This is a genomic window from Pseudomonadota bacterium (assembly GCA_013285465.1).
Taxonomy (GTDB): Bacteria; Pseudomonadota; Alphaproteobacteria; order Micavibrionales; family CSBR16-224; genus CSBR16-224.
The window spans coordinates 990,944-1,007,285 of record CP053449.1; the positions used below are offsets into that span (position 1 = coordinate 990,944).

Consider the following 16,342-nt stretch of genomic DNA (forward strand, 5'->3'; position numbering starts at 1 on the left):
TAAAGCTTTTTATTACCTTTTAATTTTGCACGAATACGGTCGCAATCGCATAGGCGGCCAGCCCTTCTTTGCGCCCCGTAAAGCCGAGCTTTTCGGTTGTCGTCGCCTTGACGCTGACTTTACTTTCCGGCAAATCCAGAATTTTTGCAAGGCGGTTTCGCATTTTTTCGCGATGCGGGCCGATTTTCGGCATTTCGCAAACCAGTGTGACATCGACATGGTTCAGATGCCCGCCTGCTTGTTTTACCAGTTTCAGCGCGTGGTTGAGGAAGACATCGCTGTCCGCGCCTTTCCATTGCGGATCGGATGGCGGGAAATGCTGCCCGATATCGCCTGCGGCAATGGTGCCCAGCAAGGCATCTGTCAGGGCGTGCAGTGCGGCATCGGCATCGGAATGGCCGGAAAGGGAAAAGCCGCAATCGATATCCACGCCGCATAGCCGCATCGTGTCGCCTGCCGTAAAACGGTGGACGTCATAGCCGAAACCGGTTCTGATATCGGGAAACTCAGCCATAGTGTTTCTGCGCGATTTCGTTGTTTTCCGCAGGGTGGCGCTGCTGCAGCAATGCTTCGGCCAGCAGAAAGTCTTCCTGTGTGGTCAGTTTGAAATTATGCGGATGGCCCTGCACGATTTTGGCGTTGATACCGTTGTTTTCGACAAGCGCGATATCGTCTGTTGCCGTTTGTCCGGCGGCGTTGCAATGCGCGGCGTAAACCGTGTTGAAATCAAATCCCTGCGGTGTCTGCGCCTGCCACAGCGCGGTACGGTCAACTGTCTCCAGCACCGTATCGGTCGCGGTGCAAACCCGTTTCAGCGTATCGGCAACGGCTGTCGCGGGCAAAACAGCGCCGTGGCTGTCCAGCGCATCGCAGACGGCATCAATCGTTGCGGCGGAAAGCAGCGGTCGCGCGGCATCATGGATCAGCACGCGGGCGGGGTTGCGGGCAGCAAGAGCCTCCAGCCCGCAGAAGACGGAGCTTTGCCGTGTATCGCCGCCCCGTATGGCGGGGAGTATCTTGTCTTTTTGCGGGTGGCCGGCGAAAGTGCCTGCACAGGCGGCATAAAGCGCCTCATGCCCTGTGCCGTGGACGACGAGGATATGGTCGATGCTCTCATGTTCCAGAAAAGCCTTCAGGCTGTGGCACAGTACGGGCATCGCGTCCAGCAGCCAGTATTGCTTGGGCATCTCGCTACCGAAGCGCGCACCTGTTCCGCCCGCAACAATCAGTGCAGCGGTGACGGGTGTTTCAGAGGCTCTCCGGTTCGTCATAGGCTTCCAAATCCAATGAGAAACAACGCGTTAAACTGTTTCGTATTGTTTCCGTTTTATGTTATAAACATCCGATATTAATCTTTGATGCCGCCAAGTTTAGGACATTTGTTGGGTAATATGAAAGAACAATTTTTACCGGCCTTGCTGGAACGCGGACAAGCCGTTTTGCGTTCCCGCCGTTTTGCGTTGCTGATCGCCCTTGCGGCGATCGCGTCGGTGATGGCGACCTATATCACGGTGACGCAACGCGGCGGCGATGTTGAAATCGTCTATCTGCTGCTGAATCTGGATATCGTCTTGCTGCTGCTGCTCGGGACGATTGTTGCCCGCCGCCTTGTTGTGCTGTGGAGCCGTAGAAAAGCAGGTGTTGCGGGAGCAAGGCTGCATGCGCGTTTTGTCTTTATTTTCGGCCTGCTGGCGGCGGTCCCGGCGATTTTGATGGCGGTTTTTTCCGCTGTTTTCTTCTATTTCGGCGTACAGGCATGGTTTAACGACCGTGTAAAAACGGCGGTGAATGAATCCTTGCAGGTGGCGCAGGCTTATCTTAGCGAGCACCAGCAGGTGATGCGCGCCGATATTCTGGCGATGGCCAATGATATGACGCGCGAGGCGCTGGTGCTGAATGATAACCAGCGGGCGATGGATCAGATGGTACGGACACAGTCCTATATCCGTAATCTGCCGGAAGTGGTGGTTTTTACCTCGGTGGGCAAGGTGCTGGCGCGCTCGCATTTGTCATTTTTGCCGTCTTCACTGTTTATTTCCGATGATAATCTGGACAAGGCCAAAAGCGGCGAGGTGGTTATGATCACCGATCCGGAGGATGATGAAAATCCTGTGGATGATAACCGCTTGCGGGCGCTGGTGAAGCTGAACGGTTTTGTCGATACCTATCTGTTTGTCGGGCGGCAGGTGGACGGGCAGGTGCTGGAACATATGGAGACCGTTGAAAAGGCTGTTGCGGAATATACGGCATTGGACGGGCGGCGGTCACAGGTGCAGATGTCGATGACTTTGCTGTTTATGGCGGTGTCTTTCCTGCTGCTTTTGGCGGCGATCTGGGCAGGTTTCTTTCTGGCGGAGGGGATGACGCAGCCGATTGCCGCGCTGATCCGCGGTGCGGAAAAGGTACGGAAAGGCGATTTGTCCGTCCGTATTTCCGAAACCGGACGCGAGGATGAAATGGATGTGCTGGCGCGGGCCTTTAACCGCATGACGCATCAAATTCAAAGCCAGCGTGACGAGCTGATCAGTACCAACCGTATTCTGGATGAACGCCGCCGCTTTACCGAGGCAGTGCTGGCGGGCGCGTCATCGGGGGTGGTCGGTCTGGATGCGGAGGGGCGCATTACGCTGGCCAATGCCCGTGCCGCACAGCTGCTGGATTATAAATTCGAGGCGCTTGCCGGACAGTCCTTTCTGGATATTCTGCCGGAAGCGGCACCGTTGCTGAATGGTGAAACCGAAAAAGGACAGATGCAGATCGATCTTGCGCAAAAGCGTGATGCATCGGTGCGGACTTTGTTGATTCGTCTGACCGAGCCGTCCGATAAAAGCGGCGATATGGTTGTGACTTTTGATGATATTTCCGCGCTGGTCACGGCGGAACGGAAAGCGGCATGGGCTGATGTGGCGCGCCGCATTGCGCATGAGATCAAAAATCCGCTGACGCCGATTCAGCTGTCAGCCGAGCGTTTGCGTAGGCGCTACCTTAAGCAAATCAAGAAAGACCCTGAAATATTTGAGGAATGCATTGATACCATCGGGCGGCAGGTGAAGGATATCGGACGCATGGTCAAGTCATTTTCGGCCTTTGCGCGGATGCCGGAGCCTGTGAAACAGGTGGAAAACTTTCTCGATATTGTCAAAGATGCGCTGGTGCTGCAGCAGCAGGGACGTGAAAAAATCAAATTTGACGTGCAATATCCGCGTGTGAAAAATGTGCCGGTATATTGCGACCGCGGGCAGATCGGGCAGGTGCTGACCAATCTGATCCAGAACGGCGTTGATGCGATTGCTGATGCCGGGCGTAAAAAGGGCGAAATTCTGGTGCAGATAAAATACAGCAAGAAAAACAATGAAGTCTCTGTTATTGTTGAAGATAACGGAACCGGGCTGCCCGATAAAACCCAGCAGGAATTGCTGGAGCCTTATGTGACGACGAAACAAAAGGGCAGCGGTCTTGGTCTGGCCATTGTGAAGAAAATTCTGGAAGACCATGACGGCGGCATTACGCTGGAAGGGCGCGGGAAAAAACATGGCGCTCGGGCCGAAATACGGCTACCATTATATCAGGAGAACGAGGCGTAAAAGACATGGGCACGGCGAAGATCATAGAAAGAGATATTCTGATCGTCGATGACGAGGCCGATATCCGCAACCTGCTGCAAGGGGTGCTGGAAGATGAAGGCTATCGCTGCCGCACGGCGAAAAATGATGTCACGGCCTTTGCGGCGCTGGAAGAACAGCCGGCGGCGCTGGTATTGCTGGATGTCTGGCTGGAAGACAGTGCGCTGGACGGCGTCGGCATTCTGAAGAAACTCTCGAAAAACCATCCCGATCTGCCGGTTGTGATGATGAGCGGTCACAGCACGATTGAAATCGCTGTCTCGGCCATCAAATACGGCGCTTATGATTTTCTTGAAAAACCCTTTGAGATTGACCGCATTTTGATGACGGTCGAGCGCGCGTTGGAGGTTGGCCGTTTGAAGCGGGAGAACCGCAGCCTGCGTGAAAAAGCCTATCAGGCTTCAGCTGATCTGCACGGGGCCTCGCCGCAAATCGTCCAGCTGCGTCAGGCGGTGCAGAAAGCGGCGGCAAGCGACAGCCGCATTTTGATTACCGGTGCGCAGGGCACGGGTAAAAATGTGATCGCCCGTATGCTGCACCGTTTGTCACCGCGCAAGGACGGACCCTATATGTCCCTTAACTGTGCCGCGCTTGACCCGGAGGAGCTGGAAACAGCGCTGTTCGGCGTGGAGGATGACGATGTTTTGAAACAGCAGCCCGGTATGATTGAGCATGCGGAAGGCGGCACATTGCTGCTGGACGAGATTGCCGAATTATCGCCGGAGATGCAAAGCAAGCTGGTGCGGGTGTTGCAGGACGGGCGTTATTCACGCGTGAAAGGAACGCAGCAGCTGGAGGCCGATGTGCGCTTTCTGGCGGCAACCAGCCAAAATCTGGAAGAAAAAATTTCCGCCAAAGAATTCCGTGAAGATCTTTATTACCGTCTGAATGTTGTGCCGCTGCATATTCCGCCGCTGCTGGAGCGCCGGATGGATATTGCCGTATTGGCGGAACATTTCATTCATGTGGGCGAGGCGGCGGATGAAACAAAAGTCTCCGGCGCGGGACCGATCATACTGGGCGAAGATGCGATGGCCGTTTTGCAGGGCTATGGCTGGCCGGGCAATGTGCGCCAGTTGAAAAACGTGATGGAATGGCTGGTGATTATGTATGGCGGGCAGACCGCGGAAGACGGCCAAGCCGTGACGGTAACGGCGGAAATGCTGCCGCCGGAAATTCGCCAGATGCCGCGTAATTTCGGCGGCAATGATCCGGTTATCGAATTGATGACCAAACCGCTGCGCGAGGCGCGAGAGATTTTCGAACGTAAATATTTGCTGGCGCAGATCGAGCGTTTTGACGGTAATATTTCAAAAACAGCGGGCTTTGTCGGCATGGAACGATCGGCGCTGCACCGCAAATTAAAAGCGCTGGAAGCGCAAGACATCGAAAATGAAGGCGGGCGGGAAAGCCGTGCCGGAGGGTAGAATATGAAGATTATCGTCAGCGGCGCAGGGAAGGTCGGCCAGACGCTGGCCGCCTATCTGGGCGAGGAAAAACATGATGTGACCTTGATCGACAGCTCGCCCGAGCTGATTGCGCAGGTCAATGAAACGCTGGATGTCTCCGGTATTGTCGGCTCAGGCTCACATCCCGATGCGCTGGAACGTGCCGGCGCACGCGAGGCGGATATGTTGATTGCCGCCACACCGATTGACGAAATCAATATGGTCGCCTGTCAGGTGGCGCATACGATTTTCAATATTCCGAAAAAAATCGCCCGTATCCGTGAGGAAAGCTATCTTTCACCGACATGGTCAAACCTGTTCAGCCGTGACCATATGCCGATTGATATGGTGATCTCGCCTGAAAAGGCGGTGGCGCATGCGATTATGGAGCGTATCAACGCGCCGGGCAGTTTTAACATTATTCCGCTGGTCGAAGGGCAGCTGAAACTGGTCAGCGTGCTGTGCCATGACGACTGTCCGTTGCTGAACACGCCGATGAAGCAGATTTATACGCTGTTTCCCGATCTGTTGTTCAAGATTGTGGCGATTATTCGCGGCGAGGAAAAAATCGTTCCCGACCATATGGATCAATTGCAGCCAAAAGACGAGGTTTATTTCGTTGTGGCGAAAAACCATATGGCACGCGCGATGGCCGCTTTCGGGCATGAGGAAAAAGAAGCGCGGCGCATTTTGATTGTCGGTGGCGGTAATATCGGCGTACGGCTTGCGCAGGAATTGCATGAACGCAACCCGTCACTGGTTATCCGCATGATTGAAAACCATCCCGAACGCGCCCGTTACGCATCGGAAAAGCTGCCGGGGGTTTTGGTGCTGAAAGGTGATGCGTTATCGCGGGAGCTTTTGGAAGAGGCGAATATCGGCTATACCGAGGCGATTGTGTCGGTGACCAATCATGACGAGAGTAATATTCTGGTTTCGCTGCTGGCGGCGGAATATGGTGATCCGCGTACGATTGCGCTTTTGTCGAATGCGACTTATACGCCGATGGCGTCTTCACTGGGAATTGACGCGGTTGTGAACCCGCGTGCGATTACCGTTTCCTCCATTCTGCGCCATGTGCGTTACGGGCGCATTAAAGCGGCTGTCAGCCTGCGTGACGGTTTTGCCGAGGTGATGGAGGTTGAGGTGCCGGATACCGCGACGGCGCTTTTATACAAGCCGCTGAAAACGCTGAAACTACCGGAAGATACGATTTTGGGCGCGATTTTGAGGAAAGATGACGTCATCATCGCGCATCCCGATGTGGTGCTGCATCCGAGCGACCGCGTTATTCTATTGACCTCGCATCGGCAGATCAAAAAAGTGGAAGTGATGTTCTCCGCCTCACTTTACGGCAGTTATTTTTAAATCGAAGGAGTTTTCCCCTTGTCTGCAGAACTTACCGCGTCTGTTACGCCCCCCAGGGCGTTGATCTTTGATTGGGACGATACCATCACCAATAACTGGTGGCGGGTCTTGCTGTCCATGAACAAAACTCTGGCGCAGCTGGGGCATCCCGAATGGACGGATGAAGAAGCTTTGCGCCGTCTTGGCCCGTCCGCGCGGGATTTGTTTCCTGCCGTATTCGGGCAGGAGCGCGCACAGGAGGCATCCGATCTTTATTACAGCTTTATTGATGAGTTAAAAGGAGAAGGGCCGCGTATTTGTGACGGCGCGGTCGAGGCGGTGAAAGCTTTGGCTGAAACGCCGCTTTATCTGGCGGTGCTAAGCAATAAACGCGCCGATGCTTTGCGCGCGGAAGTTGCGCTGGTGGGGTTGTCGGATTGTTTTTCCTGTATTGTCGGGGCAGGGGATGCGGCGGAAGACAAACCCGGTCGTGCGGCGGTCGAAAAAGCGCTGGAATCCAGCCAAGGCATCGTGCCGGGGCGGGATGTCTGGTTTATCGGTGACAGCCATATTGATATGCAATGTGCGCATTTTAACGGCTTGACGGCGGTGCTGGTGGAAACGAAGCCGCCGCCGGAAGAAATGCTGGAAGATTTTTACCCGCATTTGCGGTTTACGGGCTGCAAAGACCTGTCGTCTCATATTTTTAAGACGTTTTTTCAGGATTTTGACTTGCCTTTCTTACAATCACGTTGTACATGAGTATATGCACTTTGAGTGTAGGTATACGCATGTTTTATTCGTTTGATATACATATTTAAGGAATGCTTCGAATGTCGGACAAACAACAGAATTTACAAGATAAGTTTCTGAACACGGTACGTAAGGAAAAATCGCAGGTTACGGTTTTTCTGGTAAACGGTGTTAAACTTCAGGGCGTTGTGACCTGGTTTGACAGTTTTTCTATTCTGCTGAAGCGCGATGCGCATGTGCAGCTGGTTTATAAACACGCCATTTCCACGATTATGCCGTCTTCGCCCTTGCGTCTTTACAATGATGCCGGTGACGACAAAGATAACGGTGCAGACAGCGCCGAAGCCTAAAACAATAATAAGAATAAGAAAAAAGAAGGGCGCTTTTATACCGTCGTGACCGCACAGGATATCGAAACCGAAAAAGTCATTGTCGTTCATCCTGTCATGCCGCAACAGGCGAAGGGACAGCATGTTTCCCTGACAGATCCGGAAGAATGTCTGGCGGAGGCGGTCGGCCTTGCCCGGGCCATTCATCTTGATGTGGTCTATAGCGACATTGTGACATTATCGCGCATTGTGCCGGCAACATTGCTGGGCGGTGGCGTGATTGACCGTCTGAAAGCCGTGGTCGAGGAAGAAGACGCCTATCTTGTTTACATCGATCATCCCCTGACACCCGTACAGCAGCGTAACCTTGAAAGAAAGCTGGATGCGAAAGTCATTGACCGCACCGGATTGATTTTGGAAATTTTCGGTGCCCGCGCCCGCACGAAAGAAGGAAAGCTGCAGGTAGAGCTGGCGGCGCTGGATTTTCAGCGCTCACGTCTTGTGCGGTCATGGACGCACCTTGAAAGACAGCGCGGCGGCTTCGGCTTCACAGGCGGACCGGGGGAAACCCAGATCGAGATTGACCGCCGTTTGATCGGCGAACGTATGACCAAGCTGAAAGCCGAGCTGGAACAGGTGAAAAAGAACCGCCGTTTGCAGCGCTCATCCCGCGGACGCGTGCCGTTTCCTGTTGCGGCGCTGGTCGGTTATACCAATGCCGGAAAATCGACATTGTTCAACGCTTTTACCGGCGCGGAGGTTTTTGCCAAGGATTTGCTGTTTGCAACACTGGATCCGACGATGCGCGCCTGTGAATTGCCCTCGGGGAAAAAGATCATTCTGTCCGACACGGTCGGATTTATTTCCAATTTGCCGACGCATCTGGTCGCGGCTTTCCGCGCGACGCTGGAGGAAGTGGAAAACGCCGATATTATCCTGTATGTGCGTGATGTGACGCATCCGAATGCGGAAAGCGAGCGCGAGAGCGTGAAAACCGTTCTGGCGGAGCTGGATATCGATATTGACACCGATGAGCGTGTTTTTGAAGTGTTAAACAAGCTGGATCTGATGACGGCGGAAGACAGAGAACGGCTGCGGAAGTCAATACGCGGTGCCGAGAGAGTTTTTGCCTTATCGGCTGTCACGAAAGAGGGGTTTCCCGCACTGTTATCCGGCATGGATCATTTTCTGGCACGCAATGAGCAGCATATCGGCGTGAAGATTGATACGGTCACGGATAGTGAGGCGATGGCCTGGCTGTACCGCCACGGCTATGTCTATGAGCGCAAAGATAAGGAAAATATCAGCCGCTTGAAAATACGGCTGTCGGAAAAAAATGTGAACCGTTTTTTAAAGCAGTTCGCGGATGTGGATTGCCGTGTGCTGGTTACGAAAAACGGAACAAATACGCATAAGGGAGAGACGGAAGATGAGCGCATTGCCAAATCCTAAAGATGTCATGGCGGTCATTCGCAGTGTGGCGGATAATGAAGTGATGCCGCGTTTTCGCAATCTGGCGGAAGGCGATATTTCAGAAAAAGGGCCGGGTGATTTCGTGACCGTCGCGGATGAAGCCTCCGAGAAAGCCTTTACATACTCTTTGCCGAAATTGCTGTCAGGTTCGCTGGTTGTCGGTGAAGAAGCGGTTGCAAAAGATCGCAGCGTTCTGGAAACATTCAAGGAAGACAATCCTGTCTGGGTGATTGACCCGATTGACGGTACGTATAATTATAAATCCGGCCGCTCACATTTCGGCATTTTGATTTCTCTGGTGCAGAATGGTGAAACGCAAATGGGCTTTTTATATGATGCGCCGAAAAACGAATGTTTTTACGCGATCAAAGGGCAGGGTGCTTTTCAGGAAAGCGGCGAAAAGCTTGCTTTCCCCAGTAAATCGCAAGCCGGCAAAACAGCCGCGTCGGATATGGTGATTTTTGCCGGCGGCGCACAGCCGTGGCATTTTAAGAAATTGAATGACTATGTACGCGGTATTATCAATATCCGCTGTTCCCTGCATGACACGCTGCATTTCCTGCGCGGCGAAGGAGACTGTGTTCTGTGGCATAAGACCACGCCATGGGATCAGGCGGGCTGCACGCTGATTTCCGAAGAAATCGGCGGCTATGTCTGTTATCTGGACGGTCAGCCCTATTCACCTGTGGACGCACCGCAGGATAAATTCCTGCTGGTTGCCGCCAGCCGCGATCAATGGCAGCTGGTTGCCGATGCCATCAAAGACTCCGGTTTGGAGCCTCCCAAATAACAAAAAACCGGCGAGAGGCCGGTTTTTCTACAGGAAACAAAAGCCACGGCTTTTGTTTAAGCGGATTTCTTTTTCAGATTTTTTTCAAGACCCGTGATCATGTCATCATTCAGGCCTGCCGCAGCAGATTGTTTGGATGACAGGGTCTTTTTCAGCAGATCTTCCGTCGCGGCCATTGAAATTTCCACCAGACGGTCACGAACATCTTCGATCGCGGCCTGTTCCATACGTCCGAGGCGTTCTTCGAATTGTTTGTGCTTGCGGGCGATATCGGCCTTCAAGGCCGCTTCGGCAGCGTTTTGCATGTCCAGCGCCTGTTTGCGCGCATCACTGACGATTTGCTTGGCTTCCTGCATGGCTTCTTCATGCTGGCGCTCATAGCGGGTCAAAAGCTGCTGCGCTTCAACGCGCAGGCGTTCGGCTTCGTCCAGCTCCGCACGGATGCGGTCGGAGCGGTTGTCCAGCAGGTTCAGCAGCGGCACGCGTGCAAAGCGCCATGCCACATAGAGGAAAACGATGGTCGAGAAAATAACCCAGAAATTCGTGCTGTGCAGTAATGCGTCCATATCAGGCCTCTCCGGTCTTGCGCAGGGCGTCTTTGACGCTGCCTGCCGTGTCGGTATTGGCGACTTTCATCTTTGCGATTTTGGCCGCCGCATTCTGTGTCAGATCACTTGCCTGCTGGGCGATGCCGTCCATGGCCTGATCCACCGCTTTGCGGATAGCGGTTTCGGATTTTTTCAGACGCTCCTGCATTTCCTCCTGAAAGGCGGCGGATTGCTGTGCCTGCATTTCGGCGATGTCCTGTGCGGCACGTCCGAGAATTTGGCGCGCGTCATCCTGTGCTTCGCGCATGGTATTTTTATAGGCTTCGAAGACGGTTTCGGCTTCGTCATTGACCCGTTCGGCTTCGGTCAGGTCGCTGCGTTTTTTCGCTTCGCGCAGTTCCAGCACATGTGCGATACGCGGCAGGGCAACACGGGACATGATGAAATAGGTTGCAGCGAAAGTGACAAACAACCAGAAGACCTGACTGGCATAGGTGGAACTGTCAAGCTGAGGGAAACCGGCGGCACCGCTTTCGGCATGGTCGCCGGATTCTCCGCCGCCGGCAAAAGCCGGCATGGAGAACGGAAGGCTTGCAGCCGCAAAAGCGCAAATTCCTGTCAGGTTATACCGAACAAACTGTATGCGTTTTTTCATCACTGATCTGCCAAGTCCTTCCGTGTTCCTTGTCCTGTTTATACCGATTCTGTTAGATAACGAACAGAATAAGCAGGGCGACAACCAGCGCGAACAGGGCGATGGCCTCGATCAGGGCGAAGTAGAACAGGCCCGTACCTTTGACTGCGCCTTCAACGGACGGGTTGCGTCCGATTGCGTTGATGACGCTGGCAAACAGCATACCCAGACCGATACCAACACCCAGAAGCGGGATTACAGCGATACCTGCACCGATTGCTTTTGCTGCTTCAAGTTCCATTTTTTTATATCCTTTCTTACTTTTAAGTTTTTCGTTTTGTTGCGAATGTTCGAGAGTTAGATAACAAAGTTTTTTGCTTAGTGCAATTCAATTGCGTCTTTCAGATAGACGCAGGTCAGAATGGCGAAAACATATGCCTGAATGAAGGCGATCATCAGCTCCAGACCGACCAGCGCGACATTCAGCACCATCGGCAGAAGACCGAAGAAAATACCCATTGAGACGCTGAAACCTGCAAAAACCTTCAGCATCATGTGACCGGCCAGCATATTGGCGAAAAGACGCACAGACAGGCTGACAGGGCGTGACAGATAGGAAATCAGCTCAATGACAACGATCAGCGGTGCCATGACCCAGGGCAGTCCCTTGGGCAGGAACAGCGAGAAGAAATGCAGCCCATGCCGCCAGAAACCGATGGCTGTGGCCAGAAAAAAGACGAACAGCGCCAGCGCGCCGGTGACGATAATGTGGCTGGTATAGGTGAAAGACATCGGGATCAGGCCCAGAAGATTACCCATCAGCACCGTGATAAAGACTGTGAAAATCAGCGGAAAATATTTGTTGCCCTCTTTGCCGAGTGTGCTTTGCACAATGTCGGAAACAAAATCATACAGCATTTCGGGGATATTTTGCAGACGTCCCGGAACCATCGCTTTTCCCGAGATCAGGCCGGAGGTCAGGACGGTTGCAACCGCAACGCCCAATCCCATCCAGAGGGATGAATTGGTGAAAGACAGATCAATGCCGCCGATTTCAATGGGAATGATGGGTTTGATAACAAACTGCTCAAGAGGTCCCGCCACTTCCGTTTCTCCTTCGTTTAAACTCTTAATCCGTACCGTTTTCTTCGTTTTTTTCCGTGTCGTCCGGTTTTTTCTCCGGCTTGTAGCCGACACTGTATTCCTGCCCCGTCTGCCAGCGATAGATGTTCACAAATCCGGCGATGAAGCCTAAGAAGAACATCACAATCATAAACAGCGGCTTTGTCCCGAGCCATGCGTCCAGAAGATAACCGAGGAACGCACCAACCCCGACCCCTGCGACCAGATCCGTTGCGGCACGTAATCCGGCTCTTGCGCCGTCCGGGATGACGTTGCCGCCGGAGGAATTTTCCTGACGGCTTTTTGCGTCTCTTGCCTTTGCGTCCGCAATCCGTTTTTTCAGGTCGTCAGGTGTGCCTGTCATGCTCGCCTTTTACCGTAAAATTACTGTTTTTCAGCGGATCGCAAGGCTTTTCTGCCCCTTGCGTTTCGCACAGTACTTTCCTTGCCCGCCGCTGTCAATATTTTTTCGCGGATTTATTTCGCATCTTTAAAAGGATAGCCGATTTTACCGCAGAGAAGAATGCGGCAGGAAAGCATGAAAAAAAGAGGAAGGGAAAAATGGCGACCCCGGCAGGATTCGAACCTGCAACCATCTGCTTAGAAGGCAGGTGCTCTATCCGGTTGAGCTACGGGGCCATCTTTCTAAATTATATACGAAAACCCTTGGGCGGGCGAAGATTTTTAACCGGTCTTCTTATCCGTATCTTCCGGCGGGCGGTATTTGAAATTGTCGAGATAGCTGCGCGGGCGTACGACGCGTTGCTTGGGTTCGGACAATGTGTAATCCCATCCTTTTTCCTCGGCAAAGGCGATCGCGGCCGCCTTGCTTTCAAATTTGATCCGCACCTGATTGAGCGTATCGCCCGAGCTGACCCAGCCGATCACATCTTCGGGAAGACGGGCGGTTTCCGTTTCATATTCCAAAACCCAGTTCTGCATATTGGCGCGGCCGGATTGCATGGCGGATTTGGACGGTTTGTAAATTCTGGCTTTCATTATCCTTTAAAATCTCCTTTGTATTTCTGACTTATTTATAGCGCGAAACCGCTCAGGTCAAAAGAAAAAAACCCGCCTTATGTTTTCCGGGCGGGTTTTTCCGTTATTTGTTGCCTGTGACCGTCAGCTGCGCTTGAAACCGGGGAAGTTGTCCGGTTTTTCCAGCGGCCCGATACATTCCGTGCTTGTCGCCCGGCGGCCGGGATCGCGGCGGCCATTGCCGTATTCGTATTTGGCGGCTTGCGGTTTGCCCAGCGTGGTTTGCAGATAGGCGTTATCCTGATAGTTGAAGCTGCCTTCGATCACCGGCGTGCATCCGGCAAAGCAGAGCAGCAGGTTATGCGAGGCGTTCAGGAATTTGATCGGCGTTTGCGGCAGACCTTCCAGCGACAGCAATTTGTTGTTGGAAATATCAATGCCGCCTTCGACATTTACATTTGTCAGGTCGGGCAGGCGGCTGAGACCGAGACCGCGCAGGGACAAATCACCCTTGACGGTAAAGCTGCCGTCGCTGTTTTTCTTGTAATGCGCGCCGACGGCTTGCAGCATCTCCTCAGTATCTTCGGGAAGGCGTGTGCGGCTTTGGAATTCCTGATAGGATTCGCAGCCGGAGCGCAGATTGAACTTGCCGACCTTGCCGCGGTTGAAATGTTCCTCGGCAAAGCGGTTGACCGCATCGACAAAGCCCGGATGGTGCAGCCCGATCGGGTTAAAGGTCATATAGATCGTGTCCGCTTTATCTGAATCTTCCGCCTCTTCCTGTTTTTTGGCCATCAGCTTTTTGAACCAGCCGGTCGCGCCTTCCGGTTGCTGATGCGTACCGTCATAGGGTTTCAAATTGACACGTCCCAGCGGGTTGTTGATATCCGGGTCTTTATCCGAAATCAGATAGGCGGCAACAACGCCGATATTGATTTCGCTGATCGCATTGCTGACGGCGGAATAACTGCCGCTGCGGCAGCTTTGCCAGCCGCGCGCGAAAGAGGCGCGGGCGAGGTCTTCATAACTGCGCGTTAAGACGACCATCAGATTATCCGCCGTGCGGTACGGGTCTTCCGTATAGGTTTTCAGCAGGGTCGGATTATCTTTGAGGATTTTACCGATTTTAACGGTGTTCTTGCGGTTGTCTTCCGCATAGCCGGCGGCGTAATCCTTGATCGTATAGCCCTTGGCCTCGACATGTTCGCGCACATAGGGCAAAAGCGGGGAAGAGCTGTAATCGGAGAGTTTGAAATAAACGCGTTCGCCGCCTTCAAATAGCTCATCGAGTTGTTCTTTGCCTTCAGCGACGGCGGCTTTTTGTTTTGCGAGACGCTTTTTCTCTTCCGCATTGAACCATGACGTATCGGCATCCGGATTGTTGCGCTTGCTTTCCAGTTGTTTTTCCAGCTCCTGTGCCAGTTCGTCAAGTTCGCTCAGCAGTGATTTGGTTTTTGTCTGCAAGGCTTCCGGCCCTTCTGCAAAGGCGGCTTTCAGGGTTTTCTGGTTCATTTTCTGACGGGTGCGGACAAGGGCGACACAATAATCCGTCGCGGCTTTCCGCAGCGTATCATCACTGCCGTCGGGGAGGGATTTCTCGACTGTTTCCGCAATTTCGGCTTTGAAACGGGCATGCAGCTCTTCTGCGGCCTCTTTGCCGATCGCGGTCATTTCGCCATGGATGAAGTTTTTTCCGCCGCCATCTGCCGTCTGGGCGGTTTGAAAGCTTTCCGTTGCTTTCTTCTCCGGTGCAGCTGCTGCTGCGTCACCGTACTGCTGCGACATGATCTTCTCCTCTTACTTCCAGTGAAAGGCTGACATTTCCCTGCGCATCCTGATTATCTTCCAGAATGGCTGTGATTTCGGACATGGCTTCATCCACCGAATCGGATGTGCCTTTCAGTTGTTTATCCTGTGCATCGATATGGAGATGCCAGACGACCCCTCCGCTGAACAGCATACTGTTACCATTGACTTGAAACAGGCGGATTTGCAGTAATTTATTGTCGAGACTGTCAGGTTGTAAAATATCTTCCAGCTGCGACTTGGCATCGTTTTTCATGCGAGAGCACCCTCCGGTTATGCAAATTTGTCATCCCTTGGCCGCCGTGCCGCAGGTGACAGTTAACTATAATAAACACACAACTGTTTACATAACATTAACATATGGGAAAAGTCAAGGGGTTGGCGTTTAAGGCTATGATAAAAAAGGATAAAACAAGGAGACTAAAAACGGTAATTCAGGCTGACGGCACCGAATAAATCATTTTCTTTTTGCGTTTTATAGCTTCTGGTGCGGTGATTCAGCGTGTAGCTGATGCGGAATTGCTGCAAAGTCAGGGCCAGGCCGATATTGCTATCGAGAATGAAATATTCTTTGGAGACATTCGGGCTGTTGCGGAAACTGTTGCCGTCCAGAAAGATATTGCGGGCAACGGCGCGGCTATCAACGCCGCCGAACAGAAACCAGCTCCAGCCCTTTTCGGGAATTTCGAAATAGCCCGTACCGGGCATGGCAGGACGGACGCGCGCAGGTGTGTCCTGCCAGCGGTCACGTTCCGGCGCAAGACGAAAGCCGAAACCGGTATTGGCAAATGTATGGACATTCCCCAGCGTCAAACCGATATGCGGCGCGGCGTAAAAGCGGAATCCGGCGGAGGAGACCGTCAGGAAAGCCGGCCAGCGGCGCTGCCAGCCCAGCATCAGCGCCGGTTCGTTTTTGATCTGGTTGTGCCACCCGCGCGGGGTCGGGCTGTTGGAGATATGTTTGTGGACAAATCTCTGGGCTTGTTTGCCCAGCGCCCAGGGACCGACAACGCCGAGCGAGGCTTCGATTTCGTCAATATGGCGGTGTGTCAATGTCGCCATACCGATGGAGCCGTAAAGATGTGCCGCCCACGGTCTGTCGCCCGGCATCATAACCGGACTGCTGATATTATCGGGTGTATAAAGATTCTGCCCCAGTGAATAAAAAATGCTGGAGGTGCGGTTGATATCAAAGGTCGGGATCACTGCGGCGATCCGGTGCGCAATATCGGGGAAATCGGCATTGACGTTAAAATAGGTCAGGCGCAGACCGTTGGTATAGTTGCTGTCCGTACCATTGCCGAACATATCGTTTTCAAGCACGAAGGTAAAAAAATTGGTTTTGTCTTTGTCGAGGATGCTTTGCGGGAGGTCATGTGTCAAAGGCGGAGGTTCTTCCGCAGCGCAAGGCTGCGGCAGGGCAAAGGCCAGTAAGAAGGCGAAACAGAAATGTAAAACACGGCGCAGCGTCATCCGCCTATCATACATTTC

16 protein-coding genes, 1 tRNA gene and 1 pseudogene are annotated in these 16,342 nt (G+C 53.1%); 7 read left to right on the forward strand and 11 right to left on the reverse strand.

Annotated elements, in window-relative coordinates:
• Positions 1-19 precede the first annotated feature (19 nt).
• Positions 20-1,271, reverse strand: a pseudogene (locus HND56_04860) (bifunctional 2-C-methyl-D-erythritol 4-phosphate cytidylyltransferase/2-C-methyl-D-erythritol 2,4-cyclodiphosphate synthase).
• A gap of 120 nt (positions 1,272-1,391) precedes the next feature.
• On the opposite strand from HND56_04860, the gene HND56_04865 reads away from it, so the two are divergent.
• The 7 genes from HND56_04865 (at position 1,392) to HND56_04895 (ending at position 9,763) form a co-directional block, all read left to right on the forward strand.
• Entirely contained in the window at positions 1,392-3,584 is a 2,193-nt protein-coding gene (locus tag HND56_04865; GenBank protein QKK05062.1) for a PAS domain-containing sensor histidine kinase, read from the forward strand.
• 23 nt (positions 3,585-3,607) lie between these two features.
• Complete coding sequence (locus tag HND56_04870) at positions 3,608-5,050, forward strand: sigma-54-dependent Fis family transcriptional regulator (protein ID QKK06557.1); 1,443 nt, start codon at positions 3,608-3,610, stop codon at positions 5,048-5,050.
• A gap of 3 nt (positions 5,051-5,053) precedes the next feature.
• Positions 5,054-6,439, forward strand: coding sequence for a Trk system potassium transporter TrkA (trkA, locus tag HND56_04875; protein QKK05063.1), 1,386 nt, complete (start codon positions 5,054-5,056; stop codon positions 6,437-6,439).
• Between the two features lie 18 nt (positions 6,440-6,457).
• Positions 6,458-7,180, forward strand: coding sequence for an HAD family hydrolase (locus HND56_04880; protein ID QKK05064.1), 723 nt, complete (start codon positions 6,458-6,460; stop codon positions 7,178-7,180).
• Between the two features lie 71 nt (positions 7,181-7,251).
• The gene (hfq, locus tag HND56_04885) at positions 7,252-7,521 is read left to right on the forward strand and encodes an RNA chaperone Hfq (GenBank protein QKK05065.1); all 270 of its coding nucleotides are present in this window, start codon (positions 7,252-7,254) and stop codon (positions 7,519-7,521) included.
• A 96-nt stretch (positions 7,522-7,617) separates the two neighbouring features.
• Positions 7,618-8,952, forward strand: a complete 1,335-nt coding sequence (hflX, locus tag HND56_04890; GenBank protein QKK06558.1) for a GTPase HflX — start codon at positions 7,618-7,620, stop codon at positions 8,950-8,952.
• On the forward strand, positions 8,930-9,763 hold the full coding sequence (locus tag HND56_04895; GenBank protein QKK05066.1) for an inositol monophosphatase: 834 nt from the start codon (positions 8,930-8,932) through the stop codon (positions 9,761-9,763). Before hflX ends, HND56_04895 begins: the two co-directional genes overlap by 23 nt.
• A gap of 56 nt (positions 9,764-9,819) precedes the next feature.
• On the opposite strand, the gene HND56_04900 is transcribed toward HND56_04895, so the two are convergent.
• The 10 genes from HND56_04900 to HND56_04945 all read right to left on the reverse strand — a co-directional run bounded on the left by HND56_04900 (position 9,820) and on the right by HND56_04945 (position 16,339).
• Complete coding sequence (locus HND56_04900; protein ID QKK05067.1) at positions 9,820-10,329, reverse strand: ATP F0F1 synthase subunit B; 510 nt, start codon at positions 10,327-10,329, stop codon at positions 9,820-9,822.
• A gap of 1 nt (position 10,330) precedes the next feature.
• Positions 10,331-10,888, reverse strand: a complete 558-nt coding sequence (locus tag HND56_04905) for a hypothetical protein (GenBank protein QKK05068.1) — start codon at positions 10,886-10,888, stop codon at positions 10,331-10,333.
• Between the two features lie 130 nt (positions 10,889-11,018).
• On the reverse strand, positions 11,019-11,246 hold the full coding sequence (locus tag HND56_04910) for a F0F1 ATP synthase subunit C (protein QKK05069.1): 228 nt from the start codon (positions 11,244-11,246) through the stop codon (positions 11,019-11,021).
• A gap of 77 nt (positions 11,247-11,323) precedes the next feature.
• The gene (locus HND56_04915) at positions 11,324-12,049 is read right to left on the reverse strand and encodes a F0F1 ATP synthase subunit A (protein QKK05070.1); all 726 of its coding nucleotides are present in this window, start codon (positions 12,047-12,049) and stop codon (positions 11,324-11,326) included.
• Between the two features lie 25 nt (positions 12,050-12,074).
• Positions 12,075-12,431 (reverse strand): AtpZ/AtpI family protein, encoded by a 357-nt coding sequence (locus tag HND56_04920; GenBank protein ID QKK05071.1) that lies wholly within the window; start codon positions 12,429-12,431, stop codon positions 12,075-12,077.
• A gap of 198 nt (positions 12,432-12,629) precedes the next feature.
• A tRNA-Arg gene (locus tag HND56_04925) sits at positions 12,630-12,706 on the reverse strand.
• 45 nt (positions 12,707-12,751) lie between these two features.
• A complete protein-coding gene (locus tag HND56_04930; GenBank protein ID QKK05072.1) occupies positions 12,752-13,066 on the reverse strand; it encodes an ETC complex I subunit in 315 nt (104 codons plus the stop codon).
• Between the two features lie 123 nt (positions 13,067-13,189).
• The gene (locus HND56_04935; GenBank protein ID QKK05073.1) at positions 13,190-14,830 is read right to left on the reverse strand and encodes a hypothetical protein; all 1,641 of its coding nucleotides are present in this window, start codon (positions 14,828-14,830) and stop codon (positions 13,190-13,192) included.
• A complete protein-coding gene (locus HND56_04940; GenBank protein QKK05074.1) occupies positions 14,811-15,107 on the reverse strand; it encodes a hypothetical protein in 297 nt (98 codons plus the stop codon). Before HND56_04940 ends, HND56_04935 begins: the two co-directional genes overlap by 20 nt.
• A 164-nt stretch (positions 15,108-15,271) precedes the next feature.
• On the reverse strand, positions 15,272-16,339 hold the full coding sequence (locus HND56_04945) for a lipid A deacylase LpxR family protein (GenBank protein ID QKK05075.1): 1,068 nt from the start codon (positions 16,337-16,339) through the stop codon (positions 15,272-15,274).
• Positions 16,340-16,342: the final 3 nt, after the last annotated feature.

Bases quoted from the DNA above. Each gene is read 5' to 3' on its own strand.
- HND56_04865 (QKK05062.1), top strand. From the start codon at position 1,392: ATGAAAGAACAATTTTTACCGGCCTTGCTGGAACGCGGACAAGCCGTT.
- trkA (QKK05063.1), top strand. From the start codon at position 5,054: ATGAAGATTATCGTCAGCGGCGCAGGGAAGGTCGGCCAGACGCTGGCC.
- hfq (QKK05065.1), top strand. From the start codon at position 7,252: ATGTCGGACAAACAACAGAATTTACAAGATAAGTTTCTGAACACGGTA.
- hflX (QKK06558.1), top strand. From the start codon at position 7,618: ATGCCGCAACAGGCGAAGGGACAGCATGTTTCCCTGACAGATCCGGAA.
- HND56_04895 (QKK05066.1), top strand. From the start codon at position 8,930: ATGAGCGCATTGCCAAATCCTAAAGATGTCATGGCGGTCATTCGCAGT.
- HND56_04900 (QKK05067.1), bottom strand. From the start codon at position 10,329: ATGGACGCATTACTGCACAGCACGAATTTCTGGGTTATTTTCTCGACC.
- HND56_04905 (QKK05068.1), bottom strand. From the start codon at position 10,888: ATGCCGGCTTTTGCCGGCGGCGGAGAATCCGGCGACCATGCCGAAAGC.
- HND56_04910 (QKK05069.1), bottom strand. From the start codon at position 11,246: ATGGAACTTGAAGCAGCAAAAGCAATCGGTGCAGGTATCGCTGTAATC.
- HND56_04920 (QKK05071.1), bottom strand. From the start codon at position 12,431: ATGACAGGCACACCTGACGACCTGAAAAAACGGATTGCGGACGCAAAG.
- HND56_04930 (QKK05072.1), bottom strand. From the start codon at position 13,066: ATGAAAGCCAGAATTTACAAACCGTCCAAATCCGCCATGCAATCCGGC.
- HND56_04935 (QKK05073.1), bottom strand. From the start codon at position 14,830: ATGTCGCAGCAGTACGGTGACGCAGCAGCAGCTGCACCGGAGAAGAAA.
- HND56_04940 (QKK05074.1), bottom strand. From the start codon at position 15,107: ATGAAAAACGATGCCAAGTCGCAGCTGGAAGATATTTTACAACCTGAC.
- HND56_04945 (QKK05075.1), bottom strand. From the start codon at position 16,339: ATGTATGATAGGCGGATGACGCTGCGCCGTGTTTTACATTTCTGTTTC.